At 74.1% G+C, this 14,727-nt stretch carries 13 protein-coding genes and 1 pseudogene; 3 read left to right on the forward strand and 11 right to left on the reverse strand.

Annotation, left to right across the window (positions count from 1 at the left end):
* Positions 1-92: 92 nt before the first annotated feature.
* On the forward strand, positions 93-1,973 hold the full coding sequence (locus ACIGXJ_RS01795; RefSeq protein WP_399640201.1) for an anthranilate synthase family protein: 1,881 nt from the start codon (positions 93-95) through the stop codon (positions 1,971-1,973).
* On the opposite strand, the gene ACIGXJ_RS01800 is transcribed toward ACIGXJ_RS01795, so the two are convergent.
* The 8 genes and pseudogenes from ACIGXJ_RS01800 to ACIGXJ_RS01835 form a co-directional block, all read right to left on the reverse strand.
* Positions 1,925-2,920 (reverse strand): 2-hydroxyacid dehydrogenase, encoded by a 996-nt coding sequence (locus ACIGXJ_RS01800; protein ID WP_399640203.1) that lies wholly within the window; start codon positions 2,918-2,920, stop codon positions 1,925-1,927. The genes ACIGXJ_RS01795 and ACIGXJ_RS01800 overlap by 49 nt on opposite strands.
* 57 nt (positions 2,921-2,977) lie before the next feature.
* Complete coding sequence (locus ACIGXJ_RS01805; RefSeq protein ID WP_399640206.1) at positions 2,978-3,832, reverse strand: hypothetical protein; 855 nt, start codon at positions 3,830-3,832, stop codon at positions 2,978-2,980.
* Positions 3,833-3,836: 4 nt separating this feature from the next.
* On the reverse strand, positions 3,837-4,193 hold the full coding sequence (locus ACIGXJ_RS01810; RefSeq protein WP_399640208.1) for a hypothetical protein: 357 nt from the start codon (positions 4,191-4,193) through the stop codon (positions 3,837-3,839).
* 29 nt (positions 4,194-4,222) lie between these two features.
* Positions 4,223-7,954 (reverse strand): CHAT domain-containing protein, encoded by a 3,732-nt coding sequence (locus tag ACIGXJ_RS01815; RefSeq protein WP_399640211.1) that lies wholly within the window; start codon positions 7,952-7,954, stop codon positions 4,223-4,225.
* A 21-nt stretch (positions 7,955-7,975) separates the two neighbouring features.
* Positions 7,976-8,125, reverse strand: a pseudogene (locus ACIGXJ_RS01820) (6-phosphofructokinase); the annotation flags it as partial.
* Between the two features lie 12 nt (positions 8,126-8,137).
* Complete coding sequence (locus ACIGXJ_RS01825; RefSeq protein ID WP_399640214.1) at positions 8,138-8,812, reverse strand: response regulator; 675 nt, start codon at positions 8,810-8,812, stop codon at positions 8,138-8,140.
* On the reverse strand, positions 8,809-10,032 hold the full coding sequence (gene macS / locus ACIGXJ_RS01830; protein ID WP_399640217.1) for a MacS family sensor histidine kinase: 1,224 nt from the start codon (positions 10,030-10,032) through the stop codon (positions 8,809-8,811). Before macS ends, ACIGXJ_RS01825 begins: the two co-directional genes overlap by 4 nt.
* 33 nt (positions 10,033-10,065) lie before the next feature.
* Positions 10,066-10,806, reverse strand: a complete 741-nt coding sequence (locus ACIGXJ_RS01835; protein WP_399642123.1) for a lysophospholipid acyltransferase family protein — start codon at positions 10,804-10,806, stop codon at positions 10,066-10,068.
* Positions 10,807-10,952: 146 nt separating this feature from the next.
* Between ACIGXJ_RS01835 and ACIGXJ_RS01840 the strand changes: the two genes are divergently transcribed.
* Together ACIGXJ_RS01840 and ACIGXJ_RS01845 are read left to right on the forward strand one after the other, a co-directional pair.
* On the forward strand, positions 10,953-11,732 hold the full coding sequence (locus ACIGXJ_RS01840) for an alpha/beta hydrolase (RefSeq protein ID WP_399640220.1): 780 nt from the start codon (positions 10,953-10,955) through the stop codon (positions 11,730-11,732).
* Positions 11,725-12,321 (forward strand): hypothetical protein, encoded by a 597-nt coding sequence (locus tag ACIGXJ_RS01845; RefSeq protein WP_399640223.1) that lies wholly within the window; start codon positions 11,725-11,727, stop codon positions 12,319-12,321. The genes ACIGXJ_RS01840 and ACIGXJ_RS01845 overlap by 8 nt, the downstream gene beginning before the upstream one ends.
* A gap of 3 nt (positions 12,322-12,324) precedes the next feature.
* Here the strand turns inward: ACIGXJ_RS01845 and ACIGXJ_RS01850 are convergent, their stop codons facing one another.
* The 3 genes from ACIGXJ_RS01850 to ACIGXJ_RS01860 all read right to left on the reverse strand — a co-directional run bounded on the left by ACIGXJ_RS01850 (position 12,325) and on the right by ACIGXJ_RS01860 (position 14,675).
* Complete coding sequence (locus ACIGXJ_RS01850; protein WP_399640225.1) at positions 12,325-13,071, reverse strand: endonuclease/exonuclease/phosphatase family protein; 747 nt, start codon at positions 13,069-13,071, stop codon at positions 12,325-12,327.
* Between the two features lie 130 nt (positions 13,072-13,201).
* The gene (locus ACIGXJ_RS01855) at positions 13,202-14,155 is read right to left on the reverse strand and encodes an ROK family glucokinase (RefSeq protein WP_399640228.1); all 954 of its coding nucleotides are present in this window, start codon (positions 14,153-14,155) and stop codon (positions 13,202-13,204) included.
* Positions 14,156-14,210: 55 nt separating this feature from the next.
* Positions 14,211-14,675 (reverse strand): DUF5304 domain-containing protein, encoded by a 465-nt coding sequence (locus tag ACIGXJ_RS01860; protein ID WP_399640230.1) that lies wholly within the window; start codon positions 14,673-14,675, stop codon positions 14,211-14,213.
* Positions 14,676-14,727: the final 52 nt, after the last annotated feature.

Below are 14,727 nucleotides of genomic sequence, written 5' to 3' on the forward strand. Positions count from 1 at the left end.
AAGACTTCGCGAAGGCCGCCCGAGGGGCGGCCTTCGGCGTTTCCCGGGGTCGTTCCTCACCGACATCGACTTACTCGACGGAAGAGGAACCCATGGACCTGGCGCAGCTCCTACACGATCCCCGTCCCTTCGCCCTGCTCCGGCGCCGCACCCCCGGCCACGACCACGACACGGTCGAGCTGCTGATCGGCCCGGTGGCGTCGTACGACCGTCTCGCCGACCTGCCCGACGAGGGCCTGGCCCTGATCCCCTTCCGGCAGATCCGCGAGCGGGGCTTCGACGTCCGCGACGACGGCACGCCGCTGACGGCACTCGTCCCCGAGGAGACCCACGCCCTGCCCCTGGCGGAGGTCCTCGACCGGCTCCCCGGGCACGACGTGCGGGTCGAGGGCGGCGGCTTCGACGTGGCGGACGAGGAGTACGCCGGGATCGTCGGGCGGGTGCTGCGCGAGGAGATCGGCAGCGGCGAGGGCGCGAACTTCGTCATCCGGCGGACGTACGAGGGTGTGGTCCCGGGCTTCGGCCGGGCGGACGCGCTGGCCCTGTTCCGGCGGCTGCTGGAGGGCGAGCGGGGCGCGTACTGGACGTTCGTCGTGCACACCGGGGACCGCACGCTGGTGGGCGCGAGCCCGGAGGTGCATGTGCGGATGAGCGGCGGCACGGTCGTGATGAACCCGATCAGCGGCACCTACCGCTACCCGGACGAGGGGCCGACGCCGGAGCATCTGCTGGACTTCCTCGCCGACGGCAAGGAGATCGAGGAGCTGTCGATGGTCGTCGACGAGGAGCTCAAGATGATGTGCACGGTCGGCGACATGGGCGGGGTCGTGGTCGGACCCCGGCTGAAGGAGATGGCCCACCTCGCGCACACCGAGTACGAGCTGCGCGGCAGGTCCACGCTGGACGCGCGGGAGGTGCTGAAGGAGACCATGTTCGCGGCGACCGTGACCGGCTCGCCCGTGCAGAACGCCTGCCGGGTGATCGAGCGCCACGAGGTCGGCGGCCGCGGCTACTACGCCGGCGCGCTCGCGCTGCTCGGCCGGGATTCCGGCGGGGCCCAGACCCTGGACTCCCCCATCCTCATCCGCACGGCCGACATCGCCGCCGACGGCCGGCTGCGCGTCCCCGTCGGCGCCACGCTCGTGCGCGGCTCGGACCCGGCGAGCGAGGTCGCCGAGACCCATGCGAAGGCGGCCGGTGTGCTGGCCGCCCTGGGCGTACGTCCGGGACGGCCGCGCGCGCGGTCCGTACGGCCGCGGCTGGCCGACGATCCGCGGGTGCGGGCCGCGCTGGACGGGCGCCGGGCCGGGCTCGCCCCGTTCTGGCTGCGGATGCAGGAGCGTTCGGCGGAGCTGGCGGGGCACGCCCTGGTGGTCGACGGGGAGGACACCTTCACCGCGATGCTCGCCCATGTGCTGCGCTCCGCCGGCCTGGAGGTGAGCGTGCGGCGCTACGACGAGCCGGGGCTGCGTGAGGCGGTGCTCGCGCACGAGGGGCCGCTCGTGCTCGGGCCGGGTCCGGGCGACCCGTCGGACCTGGCCGACCCGAAGATGCGGTTCCTGCGCGAGCTGACCGCCCGGGTCGTCCGGGAGCACCGGCACGGCGTCCTCGGGGTCTGCCTGGGGCACGAGCTGATCGCGGCGGAGCTGGGGCTGGACATCGTACGGAAGGACGTGCCCTACCAGGGTGCGCAGACGACGGTCGACCTGTTCGGGCGGCCGGAGACCGTCGGCTTCTACAACAGCTTCGTGGCGGCCTGCGACGCCGAGACGGCCGAGGAGCTGGCCGCGCACGGCGTCGAGGTCAGCCGCAGCACGTCGGGCGAGGTGCACGCGCTGCGCGGGCCCGGGTTCGCGGGGGTGCAGTTCCACCCCGAGTCGGTGCTCACGCTGAACGGCGCCGCGATCGTGCGGGAGCTGGTCGGTCAGCTGCGCGGCACCAGCACGTTCTCCGAGCGGCGGCCGGCCGTGTAGTCGAGGACGTTCTTCACCGTGGCGTCGACGATCTGGCCGACGGCCTCCACGGTGTAGTACGCCTGGTGGGACGTGACCAGCACGTTCGGGAACGTGACGAGGCGGGCCAGCGTGTCGTCCTCGACGGCCGAGAGGGACTTGTCGAGGAAGAACAGGCCCGCCTCGGCCTCGTACACGTCCAGCCCGACCCCCGTGAACCTGCCGGCGCGCAGCTCGGTGACCAGCGCGGCGGTGTCGACGAGGCCGCCGCGGCTGGAGTTGACCAGGATCGCGTCGTCCTTCATCCCCTTCAGTGCGGCCGCGTCGACGAGGTGCCGGGTCTCCGGCATCAGCGGCACGTGCAGGGTGACCAGGTCGGACTCGGCGAGCAGCTGCTCCTTGGAGACGTAGCGCATGCCGAGCTGGGTGCAGGCCGGGTTCTCGGCGACGTCCCAGCCGAGCAGACGCATGCCGAAGCCGTGCGCGATCCTGGCGAAGGCCGTGCCGATCTTGCCGGTGCCGAGGACTCCGGCGGTGCGGCCGTGCATGTCGCGGCCCATCAGGCCGTCGAGGCGGAAGTCGAAGTCACGGGTCCGGGTGGAGGCCCGGACGATACGGCGGTTCACGGCCATGGCGAGGGTCCAGGCGAACTCGGCCACCGCGTACGGGGAGTAGTACGAAACCCTGGCGATGGTCAGGCCCAGGCTCTCGGCCGTCGCGAGGTCGATGTTGTTGAAGCCGGTGGAGCGCTGGGCGACCATCCGCGTGCCGCCTGCGGCGAGGGTCTCGAGGACGCGCGGGCCGAGGTCGGCGTTGACGCTGGTGGAGATCACCTCGTAGCCGGCGGCGATGGGGGCGGTGTCCTCCGTCAGGAAGACGTCCAGGCAGCGGAGCGCGTGGTGGCCGGTGAAGGCGCGTTCCAGGAGGGGTTTCTCGTCCGCCTGCACGCCCAGCGCCAAGATCTCCAAGGGGTTCCTCCCGGTCTGTATTGCTCTGAGATGGTTTCGGCCGAGTGTAGGGCGCCCCTAACTCCCTCTGCGCAGACGCTCCGTGAGAGCGCGGCCCTGCTGGGGGGACGGGCGTGGCTCCGCCAGACGGGTCAGCAGGCGGTCCAGGTGCAGGTCCACCGCCGACTCGACCAGTTCCGCGTACGCCTCCGCCGCGGGAGCCGCCTTGCGGCGGGCCGTCAGGGCCACCACCACCGCGATCACCGCGGCCGGCCACCAGAACACCGCCGGTACGGCGTACAGCAGCGCCCAGCCGCCCAAGGTGAACGCCGTGTCCAGGCGGGTGCGGGCCGCCGTGAGGGTGTCCCTCGTCGGGGCCGGGAGGAGGAGCCACAGGCGGGGCCAGACGACGGCGAGGTCGATGCCGTACTCCTGGGAGAGCCGGACCACGGGGGTGTGGAGGCGGTCGCCGAGCCAGGTGGGGTGCTGCGGGGGGATCAGGGACACGGCGTTGCGGCGCGCGGCGCCGGCGGGGTCGTCGTCGCGCTCGTAGGTCTCGTTCGCCGCGCGCCAGGCCGCTGCCCGGCGGGCCGTCAGACGGCCGGCCAGTCCCGTCCACGGCCAGTCGCCGGTGAGGAGGCGTTCGACCGGGGCCGCGAGGGACTGGGCCAGGGCGCCGAGGGCGGCCGAGGCGGGGACCGCCGCCAGGATCAGCAGGGCCGTGCGGGCCACCAGGGCGTCCCGGTCCGCGGCCCGGGTGCCTTCGGTGAGGGCGGTGAAGCCGTCCCACAGGTCCCGCCAGTCGTGCCAGTCCGAGTGGCCGAGGCGGAGGGCCGCCGCCGTCACCAGGAGGTAGGCGAGGCCCGGCAGGACCAGCAGGGTGAACCAGCGGTCGGCCAGTCTGCGGCCCAGTTCGGCGAGGAAGCCCGTCATCCGCTCACGCGTCCGGGACGAAGCTCAGGACCCGTTCGTGCACCAGGCACTCCGGCGGGCCCTCTCCGGCCCGGCGCCGCTCCACGCGCCGGCAGGCGCCGACCGGGCAGAGGTAGGCGCCGCGTACCGGTGGGCCGGGGGCGCCGACCGCGGTGGGGGGACCGGCCTCGCCCTGCCGGGCCAGCAGCGGGTCGACGAGGGGGACGTCGAGCCCGGCGATCACCTCGCCGATGTCCGCGCCCTCGCGCAGTCGCCGTACCGCCTGTTCCAGGGCGGCCCGGCGCGGTCCGCTCAGCAGCCGCAGGGTCGCCAACTCCCGGCAGAACTGGGCGTGCAGGTCGTCGTCCTGAGGTAAGTCCACGCCGTCGATCGTAGATCCCGGTCCGCGGGTCACGCGCCCGAATGCACATGCGCGGCCCAGCTCAGCGGGCGGTCCGGGTCGCGTTCTCGCAGGGCCATGACCGCCTTGTGCAGGGCCCGGGCGGCCGGGGGCGGGCCCTCACGGGACGCGGCCAGTTGCTCGTAGACCCCTTGCGCGATCAGCGCCGAGGCGGTGTCGTCCGCCCGCCACAGGGTGCCGATCACCTGGGAGAAGCCCGCGAGCTGGAGCGAGCCCGCCAGGTGCAGCGCCTCGTCGGGCAGGGCCGTGCCGCCGACGGCCGTCTCGCAGGCCGACAGGTAGGCGAACTCGGCGCCGGGCAGGTCGAGTCGGGCCACGTCGAGGACGGTCAGCGCGCCGCCCGTCAGCAACAGACGTCCCTGCGAGGGCCGTCGCGGATCCTGGACGCCGTGGCAGGCGAAGTGGACCCAGGGGTGGCGGGCCAGTGCGTCGCGTACGGTGCCGGCCCCGGCCTCCTCGCCGCTGAGCAGCGTGCCGCCGACCGCGGCGTGGGCGAGCCGGGCCTCCCGCAGGGCCCCGGGGAGCGGGGTCAGGCTGGCCGCCTCGGGCACGGCGACGATCAGCGGGCCCGAGCCCGCGGCGGGGGTGCCCGACCTCGAGCGCAGCAGCGCCGTGACGCTCGGGGTGTACGACGCCACGACCCGGTCGGGCACCTCGCCGGCGGCGTGCAGCGGCAGGAAGGCCAGCGCGCCGGTGGGGCACCACCACAGGCGGGGCGGCGTCTCCCCCGGCGGGGGCGGGCCGGTGATGCCGAGGGCGTCCAGCACCGGCTCCGCGACCGTCCGCCACAGCCAGTCCAGGACATCGGTGACGGCGCGTTCCGCGAAGGCGCGGGCCAGCCCGGAGCGGGTCGCGGCCGCGGCCGCCCGGAACAGCGTCTCGCCGCGTTCCTCGACCTCGGTTCCGTTCAGGCCGGGCAGCGGGCAGACCCTCAGCTCCGGGCCGTCGAGCAGGAGTGCGTGGCCGCCGTGCGACGCGGGGCCGACCACGACGACCACGACCGAGCCCTCGGCGCCGGCCCGCAGCAGCCGGCCGGCGCGCGGCGGGCGCAGGAAGTCGTGGAAGCCGTCGTGGGCGCGGATCTCGTCGAGGGTCTCCTGCCACTCGCGGGCCAGCCGGTGGCGGCGGTCGGCCTCCACGCCGGACAGGCCGTCGGCGGCGGCCGCGTCGAGGCCCCGGCGCAGTTCGTCCAGGCGGGCGGCGAGGGCCGGGTGCGCGGCGGTCAGTTCCCGGTCCTCGGCGCGCAGTTCGAGGGTCTGGGCGGCGAGCACTCCGCGGCCCGCCTCCAGCAGTTCCAGGGCGGTCTCCGGCTCCCCCGCGGCCAGCGCGAGCTGCGCGGCGAAGGACGCGGCCGGGGCCGAGCCGCCGAGCAGTTCCTCCTGGTCGGAGCGGTCCGCACCGCGCCAGGCGAGCAGCGGCAGCAGCTCGACGGCCTGCCGGGCGGCGTCCAGGGCCCGCCGGGAGTCACCGTGCTCCTGGGCGAGTACGGCCATGTGCAGCGCCGCGGCCGTACGCAGGGTGACGGGCTGGGTCGCATCGGCGGCCAGGCCCGCGCTGACGGCGACGGCCTCCTCGCGCAGACCGTCGTGACCGCCCTCGGCGCGGGCCGCGTCGGTCAGGAGCCGGGAGAACACGGCCAGCGCGGCGCCCCGGCTCGGGTCGCCGGGCGGCAGCGTCCGCAGCACCTCGCGCGCCTCCTCCAGCGCCCTGTCCAGATCGGCCCGGTCCCCGCCGAGCAGATGGCGCATCCACAGGGCGTAGGCGTGGTTGCCGCGCAGGATCACCCTGGCCCGCGGGTTCCCCGGCTCGTCCCGCAGCGCCTGTTCGTAGTGGCGTACGGCGGTGTCGGCGGCCTCGGTCCGGGCGCCCGGGAGGCGGGTGCGGGCGATCAGGACCGAGCCGAGGGCGTTGAGCAGGGCGGCCCGCCAGGCGTGGCCCGGGGCGGTGGTTTCGAGGGCGCGCTCCACCAGGGTGCGGGCGCGGTCGAGTTCGGCCGTGTCGCCGGTCCGGCGGGCGTACTCGACGGTCAGCGTGACGAGGTTGGCCAGGGCGATGGGGAACTCGGCGCCGAACCGCGAGGTGCGGTCGGCCAGTTGCTGGGCGGCGTCGACCGCCTCGCGCAGGGAGGCGCGGTGCCGGGTGCGCGAGTGCCGCTCGCCGAGGGCGAGCAGCAGGTTGCCGAGCAGTTGCTCGGGCACCTCGGTACCGGGCGGCAGCGCGGCCCGGCCCTCCCGGCAGCGGGCGACGGCCTCGTCGAGGAGGGCGAGGTCGCCGGTGGCGCGGTAGCGGAACACCAGCACACCGCCGAGCCGGGCCAGCGCCGCGGCCCGGTGCTCGGGGGTGCCCGCGGTCGCCAGGGCACGCCGGGCCACGGCCTCGGCCGGCCCGTAGTCGGCGTGGGCGTCCTCTTCGGTGTGCGCGAGGTGCAGGTCGAAGAGCGCGGCGAGCACGCGGGAGTCGTCGGCGTAGGGGGCGCCGGGCTCGGTGAGCCGGGTGAGCAGGGCCAGGGCGTGCGGGATGCCGGCAGGGTCGCCGCTCTCCCGGTACTCGTGGATGGCGGCGGCCGAGAAGGAGGTCGCGGCCTCGTGCGAGGGGTGCGGTCCGGCGAGGCCCCGCGCCATCAGCTCCAGCGCCCGGCGCCGGTCGGCCGGGTCGCCGTGCGTCTGGTAGCGGTACTGCAGGTGCCGTCCGAGGTCGGCGGCGTAGCGGGCGGGGTCGCCGGCGTACAGCTCGGCATAGGCCTGGACGGCCTGCTGGAGGATCTCCTCGTCGCGGCGGCGGGCGTAGCGCTGGGCGAGCAGGTCGGCGTGCAGGTGGTGGACCTGTGGCGCGATGCGCGGGTAGAGGGGGTGCTCGCGCATGCTCCGCTGGAGGGCGAGCGCCTCGTCGAGGAGGGTGACGTCCGTCTTCTCCCGGGCCGTGGCGGTCAGGAACGTCGATATCGCCGACGCGGTCTGTGCGAGCCACAACGGGCCGGCCGGGTCCAGGCCGGCCAGCGCCGTGCGGGCCAGTTCGACGGCGTCCTCCATACGACCGGAGTCACGCGTACGGGACCCCCGGGCGGTGAGCAGCCCGGCCAGCCGCCCGGCGAGCCGAGCGCGCTCGCCCGCCGCGCCGGGATCCGCACCGGCCCGCCCGCCGTCGCTCCCACTCCCGCCCGCCGCCTCCAGTGCGGCGCGGGCGTGGGTGAGGGCGGTGTCCTCGTCGGCCGTCTCGCCGCTCGTGCGGAAGCGGAGTTCGGCGGCGTGGGAGAGCACTTCGTGGACCGCGCCGAGCACCGGGTCGTCGGCGGGCCGGCCGCGCAGACAGCGGTTGCCGCACAGCAGGGCGGCGTCGAGGCACCAGGGGCGCAGTGCCTCGGGGGTGTCGGGGGCCTGTGCCCGCTGCAGGAGCAGCGCGGCCGTGCGGCCCGCGAAGGCGGCGGCGTCCTCGTCGATGTCCGCGCGGACGTCGACGAGGGGGCGTAAGGCGGGCGGCACGGCGTCGGGGAGGGCGCGGTGCAGCAGGGCGGCGGCGAGCAGGAACACCGCGTGTTCGGGCGCTCCTTCGTCGCTGACCGCCCTGGCCGCGGTGCGCAGCAGGACGGTGAGTCCGGCCGCCCGGCCGGGGCCCGGGGCGGGTGGCTCGCCGCCGTCGCGGACGGCGGGCCAGACGGCGGCCAGTTCCTCCTTGTGCCGCTGCAGCAGCGCAGCGAACCCGAGCCGGTTGAACAGTCCCGCCACCGTGGCCCCCCGAAGAAGACGTCAGCCGAAGAAGACGCCGACCTCCTGGTACAGCTTCGGGTCGACCGTCTTCAGCCTCGCCGTCGCCGCGGCGACGGGTACGCGCACGATGTCCGTGCCGCGCAGCGCGACCATCTTGCCGAAGTCCCCGTCGCGTACGCAGTCGATTGAAACCCCGCGGGGTCACTCGTCGTCCAGGCCCCGCTCTATGGCGTACCGGACGAGTTCGACGCGGTTGTGCAACTGGAGCTTGCCGAGGGTGTTCTGGACGTGGTTCTGGACGGTGCGGTGGGAGATGACGAGCCGCTCGGCGATCTGCTTGTAGCTCAGGCCCTTGGCGACCAGGCGCAGCACCTCGGTCTCCCGGTCGGTGAGGCGCGGGGCCCTGGGGTCGTCGTCCTGCCCGGAGGCGGGGGCGGGCTCGGAGGCGAGGCGGCGGTACTCGCCGAGGACCAGTCCGGCGAGGCCGGGCGTGAACACCGGGTCGCCGACGGCCGTGCGGCGCACCGCGTCGAGGAGTTCCTCGGTGGACGCCGACTTCAGCAGATAGCCGGTCGCGCCGGACTTCACGGCCTCCAGCACGTCGGCGTGCTCACCGCTGGCGGACAGCACCAGCACACGCAGCGCCGGGTTGTGGCCGACGAGCTCCTTGCAGACCTGGACGCCGGGCTTGACGGGCAGGTTGAGGTCGAGGACGAGGACGTCGGGGCCGGCCGCCCTGGCGCGGCGTACGGCCTGTTCGCCGTCGCCCGCCGTGGCGACCACGTCGAAGCCGGACTCGGCCAGGTCACGGGCGACCGCGTCGCGCCACATGGGGTGGTCGTCGACCACCATCACCTTGATCGCCTGCTCGGTCATCGCTGTCCTGCCTTCCCCCGTGAGACCTTCGGTACCTTCAGCTCGACCTCGGTGCCCTGCCCCGGGATCGAGACCAGCTCGGCGGTGCCGCCGAGGTCGCGCAGCCGTCCGCGGATGGACAGGGCCACGCCCATGCGGCCCTCGCCCTCGGCCTGCGCGAGCCGGCCCTCGGGGATGCCGGGGCCGTCGTCGCGGACGGTCACGATCACCTCGTCGGGCCAGTCCTCGACCAGGATCCAGGCGCGGGCGTCCTCCCCCGCGTGCTGCCGCACATTGTCCAGGGCCGCCCCGACCGCCGCCGCGAGCTCCCGGGCCGCCGCGGGCTCCATCGGCACGGGCGCGCCGGGCTCGGCGAGGCTGACCCGGCCGGAGGCGAAGGGGGCCAGCAGCGGGCGCAGATCGGCCGGCCCGTGGTCCTCGCCGGAGTCCGGCTCCTCCACCACGCGTACGACGGCCCCCTCGGCGGCGTCCTCCGACACCCGGGAGACGTGGGTCAGGCCGCCGGAGACCAGGGTGCGCAGGGCGACCTCCTGCTCACCGGCCAGCCGGCCCAGCTCGGCCGCCTCGCCGCCGATGACCGCGCCGCGCCGCTGCACCATGGCCAGCACCTGCAGCACGCTGTCGTGGATGTCCCGCGCGAGCCGCTCCCGCTCCCGGGTGGCCGCCTCGATCGCCAGGGCGCGGGCGAGGGTGCGCTCGGAGGCGCGGGCGACCTCGACGACGTAGCCGATGGCGATGGAGGCGACCCAGACGAGGATGACGTTGTGGACGGTGTCCCGGGCGGGGGCGCCGCGCTCGATCAGGTTGGCGACGGCGACCGCGGTGGAGGCGCCGGCCGCCCAGCGCCAGCCGCCCTTGATCGCGAAGGCGAGCACCGAGCCGGCGGTCCATATCGACGGCAGTGTCGGCCCGCCGTCGGCGATCCGCTCCGGCGCGTCGGCGAGCGGGGTGAGCACGATGCCGGTGAGCGCGACCGTGAGGTCCACGGCGAGGAAGCGCCGTGTGCAGCTCGCCGCGTTCTGCACCCGGGGCAGGGTCGCCAGGGTCCACACGGCGAGGACGGCGTAGTACCCGATGGCCAGCCCGGGCCGGCGGAACTCGTCGTAGGCGGTGGCGAACAGGCCGACCGCGTACAGCAAGGTCAGCACCCGGAAGCCGGTCAGCGCACGCCACAGCGGCAGCTCGACCGACATCCTCATGACCTTCTCGCGCCGCGCCACCGGCCCACCCCCCGCTTCCCCCGGATCCCCTTCTTACGTCCCGCTCTTCGCCGCCTTCGCCGCTTCCTTCGCGGCCTCCTTCTCGGCCTTGGCGGCTTCCGCGATCTGCCGCTTGGCGGCGGTCGCGTACATGTCGACGTACTCCTGGCCGGAGAGCTTCATGATCTCGTACATGACCTCGTCGGTCACCGCCCGGAGCACGAACCGGTCGTGCTCCATGCCGTGGTACCTGCTGAAGTCCAGGGGCTTTCCGATCCGGATGCCGGGGCGCATGACCTTCGGCAGGACCTTGCCGGGCGGCTGGATCTTCTCGGTGTCGATCATGGCGACGGGGATCACCGGGGCGCCGGTGGCGAGCGCCACGCGGGCGAGGCCGCCGGGCTTGCCGCGGTAGAGCCGGCCGTCGGGCGAGCGGGTGCCCTCGGGGTAGATGCCGAACAGTTCGCCGCGCTCGATCACCTCGATGCCGCTCTTGATCGCGGCCTCACCGGCACCGCGCGCACCGGAGCGGTCCACGGGCAGCTGGCCCACGCCCTTGAAGAACGCGGCCGTCAGCCGTCCCTTGACCCCCGGGGTGGTGAAGTACTCGGCCTTCGCGATGAACGTCACCTTGCGGTCGAGCACCGCGGGCAGGAAGAAGGAGTCCGAGAAGGACAGGTGATTGCTCGCCAGGATCGCGGCACCCTCGGCGGGGACGTTCTCCAGGCCCTCCACCCAGGGCCTGAAGACGAGCTTCAGCGAACCCCCGACGGTGACCTTCATCGCGCCGTACAACAACCGAGTGCCTCCTGTGTCTGTGGATCAGACCTTAACCCGGAGGTCGCGCGAGTGGCCCGACGGCCCTGGTCGGTGTCGGAGCGGTCGCGTACGGTGAAGCCCACAGCCCCTCTCAGCCCCTCTCACCCACAAGGAGACCGAAGGTGCCGGTCCTTCCTGGAGCCGAGCCGTACCGCCACGAGGGCGGCGAGGTCGGCGTCCTGCTGTGCCACGGCTTCACCGGTTCCCCGCAGTCGCTGCGCCCCTGGGCGGAGTACCTCGCCGAGCGCGGTCTGACCGTGTCCCTGCCGCTGCTGCCGGGGCACGGGACCCGCTGGGAGGACATGCAGCTCACCGGCTGGCAGGACTGGTACGCGGAGGTGGACCGCGAGCTGCGCGCCCTCACCGCGCGCTGCGCGCAGGTCTTCGTGTTCGGCCTGTCCATGGGCGGCGCCCTCTCCCTGCGCCTCGCCGCGCGGCACGGCGCCGACGTGGCCGGCCTGGTCCTCGTCAACCCGGCGAACAAGGTGCACGGCCTGTCGGCGTACGCCCTTCCGGTGGCCCGGCATCTCGTCCGCACGACGAAGGGCATCGCCAGCGACATCGCCAAGCCGGGCAGTGCCGAGATCGGCTACGACCGGGTGCCGCTGCACGCCGCGCACTCCCTGCGCCGGTTCTTCCGCGTGGTCGACGCCGAGCTGCCCCAGGTCACCCAGCCCCTGCTGGTCCTGCACAGCCCCCAGGACCATGTCGTCCCGCCCGCCGACTCGGCCCGCATCCTCGGCAGGGTGTCCTCCACGGACGTCACCGAGCTGCTGCTGGAACAGAGCTACCACGTCGCTACGTTGGACCACGACGCGGACCGGATCTTCGCGGAGAGCTACGCGTTCATCGGCCGGCTCGCACCCAGTGTCGGCAAGGAAGGGACGGCCGCAGGTGGCTGAGCACGACTCCGAGAGCAGAGACCGGGAGGAGCGCGACGGCCTCGGTCCGGAGGAGCAGAGCGTGCCCTTCGACGAGGACGCCGCGTGGGCGGCGATCGTCGCGGGGTACGGCGACGAGCCGCCGGACCCGCCCGGTGCCAAGCCGTTCAAGTCGGTGGAGGACCTGGCCCTGCTGGAGTCCGAGAAGAACACCGACCCCGAGGGGGACGCCCCGGCACCCCTGAAGGAGAAGGAGGGGGCCCCGAAGCCGCTGGGCAGCTCGGTCTCCTTCGCCCCCGGTGTCGGCCCGCGCGACTACTCGGTCGCCGAGCCGTCGGAGGAGGACTTCGACGACGGCGACGAGGGGCACTTCGTGCCGCCGGAGCCGCCGCCGCTGCCCACCGCCGACACCACCGCCAAGTTCGCCTGGCTGGGCGTGATCGGCGGCCCGGTGCTGCTTCTGCTGGCCGTCGTGCTCGGCTGGGACATGACCTGGTGGCTGACCACGCTCGGCATCGGCGGCTTCCTGGGCGGGTTCGCCACGCTGGTGGCGCGGATGCGCACGGACGACGACGAGGACGACGACCCCGGGCGCGGAGCCGTCGTCTGACGCTCAGCTCGCCGGGATTCTGAGGGCGGCCAGCACCGGAAGGTGGTCCGTGGCCGCCCTCAGGTCTGCGGCGGTGATGCCCGGCTGGTCGACGGGCACCCCGCAGCCCAGCACCTCGACGCCCTTGGTCGCGAAGACCGCGTCGATACGGCGGTGCGGCGCGTCCCGGATCCAGGTGTCCGAGGCGCCCCAGGGGGCCGTGGTGTGGCAGTCCTGGAGCTGGGACGCCAGCCGCTCGAAGGTCGGCCCGGTGGGGCGTTCGTTGAGGTCGCCGCCCACGATGACGTGCTCGGTGCCCAGTGCCGCCACACGGTCCAGGAGCATGCCGCCCTGCTCCTGGCGCTCGGCCTTGTCCAGGGAGAGGTGGCAGCTGATCACGCCCACCCGGGCGCCGCCGAAGCGGACCACTGCCGTGGCGAGACCTCGTCGGTGGTGGCCCGGCGTCAGGGGCAGCAGCACGTCCTCCGTGCGCTCGGTCGTGGCCCGCAGACTGCACAGCAGCGCGGGGCCCGCCGCGGTGGCGCCGCCGGAGAGGGTGACGAGGCCGGTCGCCTTGGCCAGGCGGGCGAGTTTCTTGCGCCAGCGGAAGAACCTCGGGGCCTCCTGGACGAGGACCAGGTCGGGGGCGCAGGCCCGGATGACGCGGGCCAGGGCGTCCGTGTCGTCCCTCAGTGAGCGGACGTTGTAGCTGAGAACCCTGATGACTGCTGAACCGTCTGCGTCCGTGCGGGACTTGGGGAGCGGCGTCATGTCGATCAATGTACGCCCGATGAGTCGGGGCGCGGCGCAGGTGCGCGACCGGCCGTTCGTGGTGCCGGTCGCGCCCACGCGGCGCAGCCGCATGTTCGTACAGCCCCGCGCCCCTGAAAGGAACAGGTGCTTACATGATCGGGTCGGGTTCGCGGGCCAGGTCCGCCGCGCCGACCATGCCGGCCTTGTTGCCCAGCTGGGCCGCGATCACGTCCGCCACCGGGCGCCAGTTGCCGCCGACCAGCCAGCGCTTGTAGGACTTGCGGATCGGGTCGAGGACCAGGTCGCCCTCGTCGGAGAGGCCGCCGCCGACGATGAACGCCGACGGGTCGAAGAGGGAGGCGAGGTCGGCGAGGCCGGCGCCGGCCCAGCGGGCCAGCTCGCGGTAGGAGTCGACGGCGACCGGGCAGCCCTGGCGGGCGGCCACGGAGATGTGCTTGCCCTCGATGCCGTCGGGGGTGCCGTCGCCGAGGGCGAGCAGCACCTCGGCGCGCTCCGGGGTGGCGTTGGCGCGCTGCTTGGCGTAGCGGACGAGGGCGCGGCCGGAGGCGTACTGCTCCCAGCAGCCCTGCGAGCCGCAGCCGCACAGCAGGCCGTCCGGCACCATGCGGATGTGGCCGAACTCGGCGGCGACGCCGAAGTGGCCGCGGCGCAGCTTGTTGCCGATGATGATGCCGCCGCCGAGGCCGGTACCGAGCGTGATGCAGATGACGTTCCGGTGGCCCTTGCCGGCGCCGAACCTGTACTCGCCCCAGGCGGCGGCGTTGGCGTCGTTCTCCACGACGACCGGGAGGCCGGTGCGCGCCTCGACCTTCTCCTTGAGCGGTTCGTTGCGCCAGTCGATGTTGGGTGCGAAGTAGACCGTCGAGCGCTGACGGTTGACGTATCCCGCGGCACCGATGCCCACGCCGACGATCTCGTGTCCCGCGCGTGCGCCCTCCACCGCCGAGGCGATGGCGTCGATGATGGCCTCGGGCGTGGTGGGGGTCGGCACCTTGAAGGTCGAGAGGATGTTGCCTTCCTCGTCGACCACGCCGGCCGCGATCTTCGTGCCGCCGATGTCGACGCCGATGGTGAGTCCCATGAATCCCTCAGTTTCGGTCGAGCCCCGCTACGGCCAACCGTACCCGAGGAGGCCGTCAGTCCAGGTCGATGCGTTCGCCTGATGGACCGCTGTCGCCGTCGTCGGGGCCGTGCTCGAAGTCCGCGGTCCTGGCGGTCCAGCGCTTCTCCTGGGCCTGGACGGCGGAGCGGTAGGCCGCGAGGAGTTCCTGACCTGCGGTGGCGAGGTGGTCGAAGACCTCGGGGTTGCGCTCGATGACGGGTTCCACGGCCGCCTTGGCCTGCTGGACGACCTGCTGCACGACCTGCTGGGCCGCGGGTCCGGCGACCGCGCCGAGCAGGGGCGACTGCAGTCCGCCGAGCTTGTCGGCGACGGTGTCGACGAGGCGGCGCAGCTCCTCGGCGGCCGAGCCGGGGGGCGGGCCCTGCCGGCCTTGGCGCCGGGCCTTCTCCGCCGCGAGGTCCTCGGCGCACGCCGTCGCCCAGGCGTCGGCGTCGGCCGCGGTCGGACGCTCCCCTGCCGTGGGGTGCTCTTCGCTCATGGCGGGCTCCTGACTACGGTTCGTTCTTACGACGTTACCCGACCGGACGCCG

Source organism: Streptomyces sp. NPDC053367 (assembly GCF_044545925.1).
GTDB lineage: Bacteria > Actinomycetota > Actinomycetes > Streptomycetales > Streptomycetaceae > Streptomyces.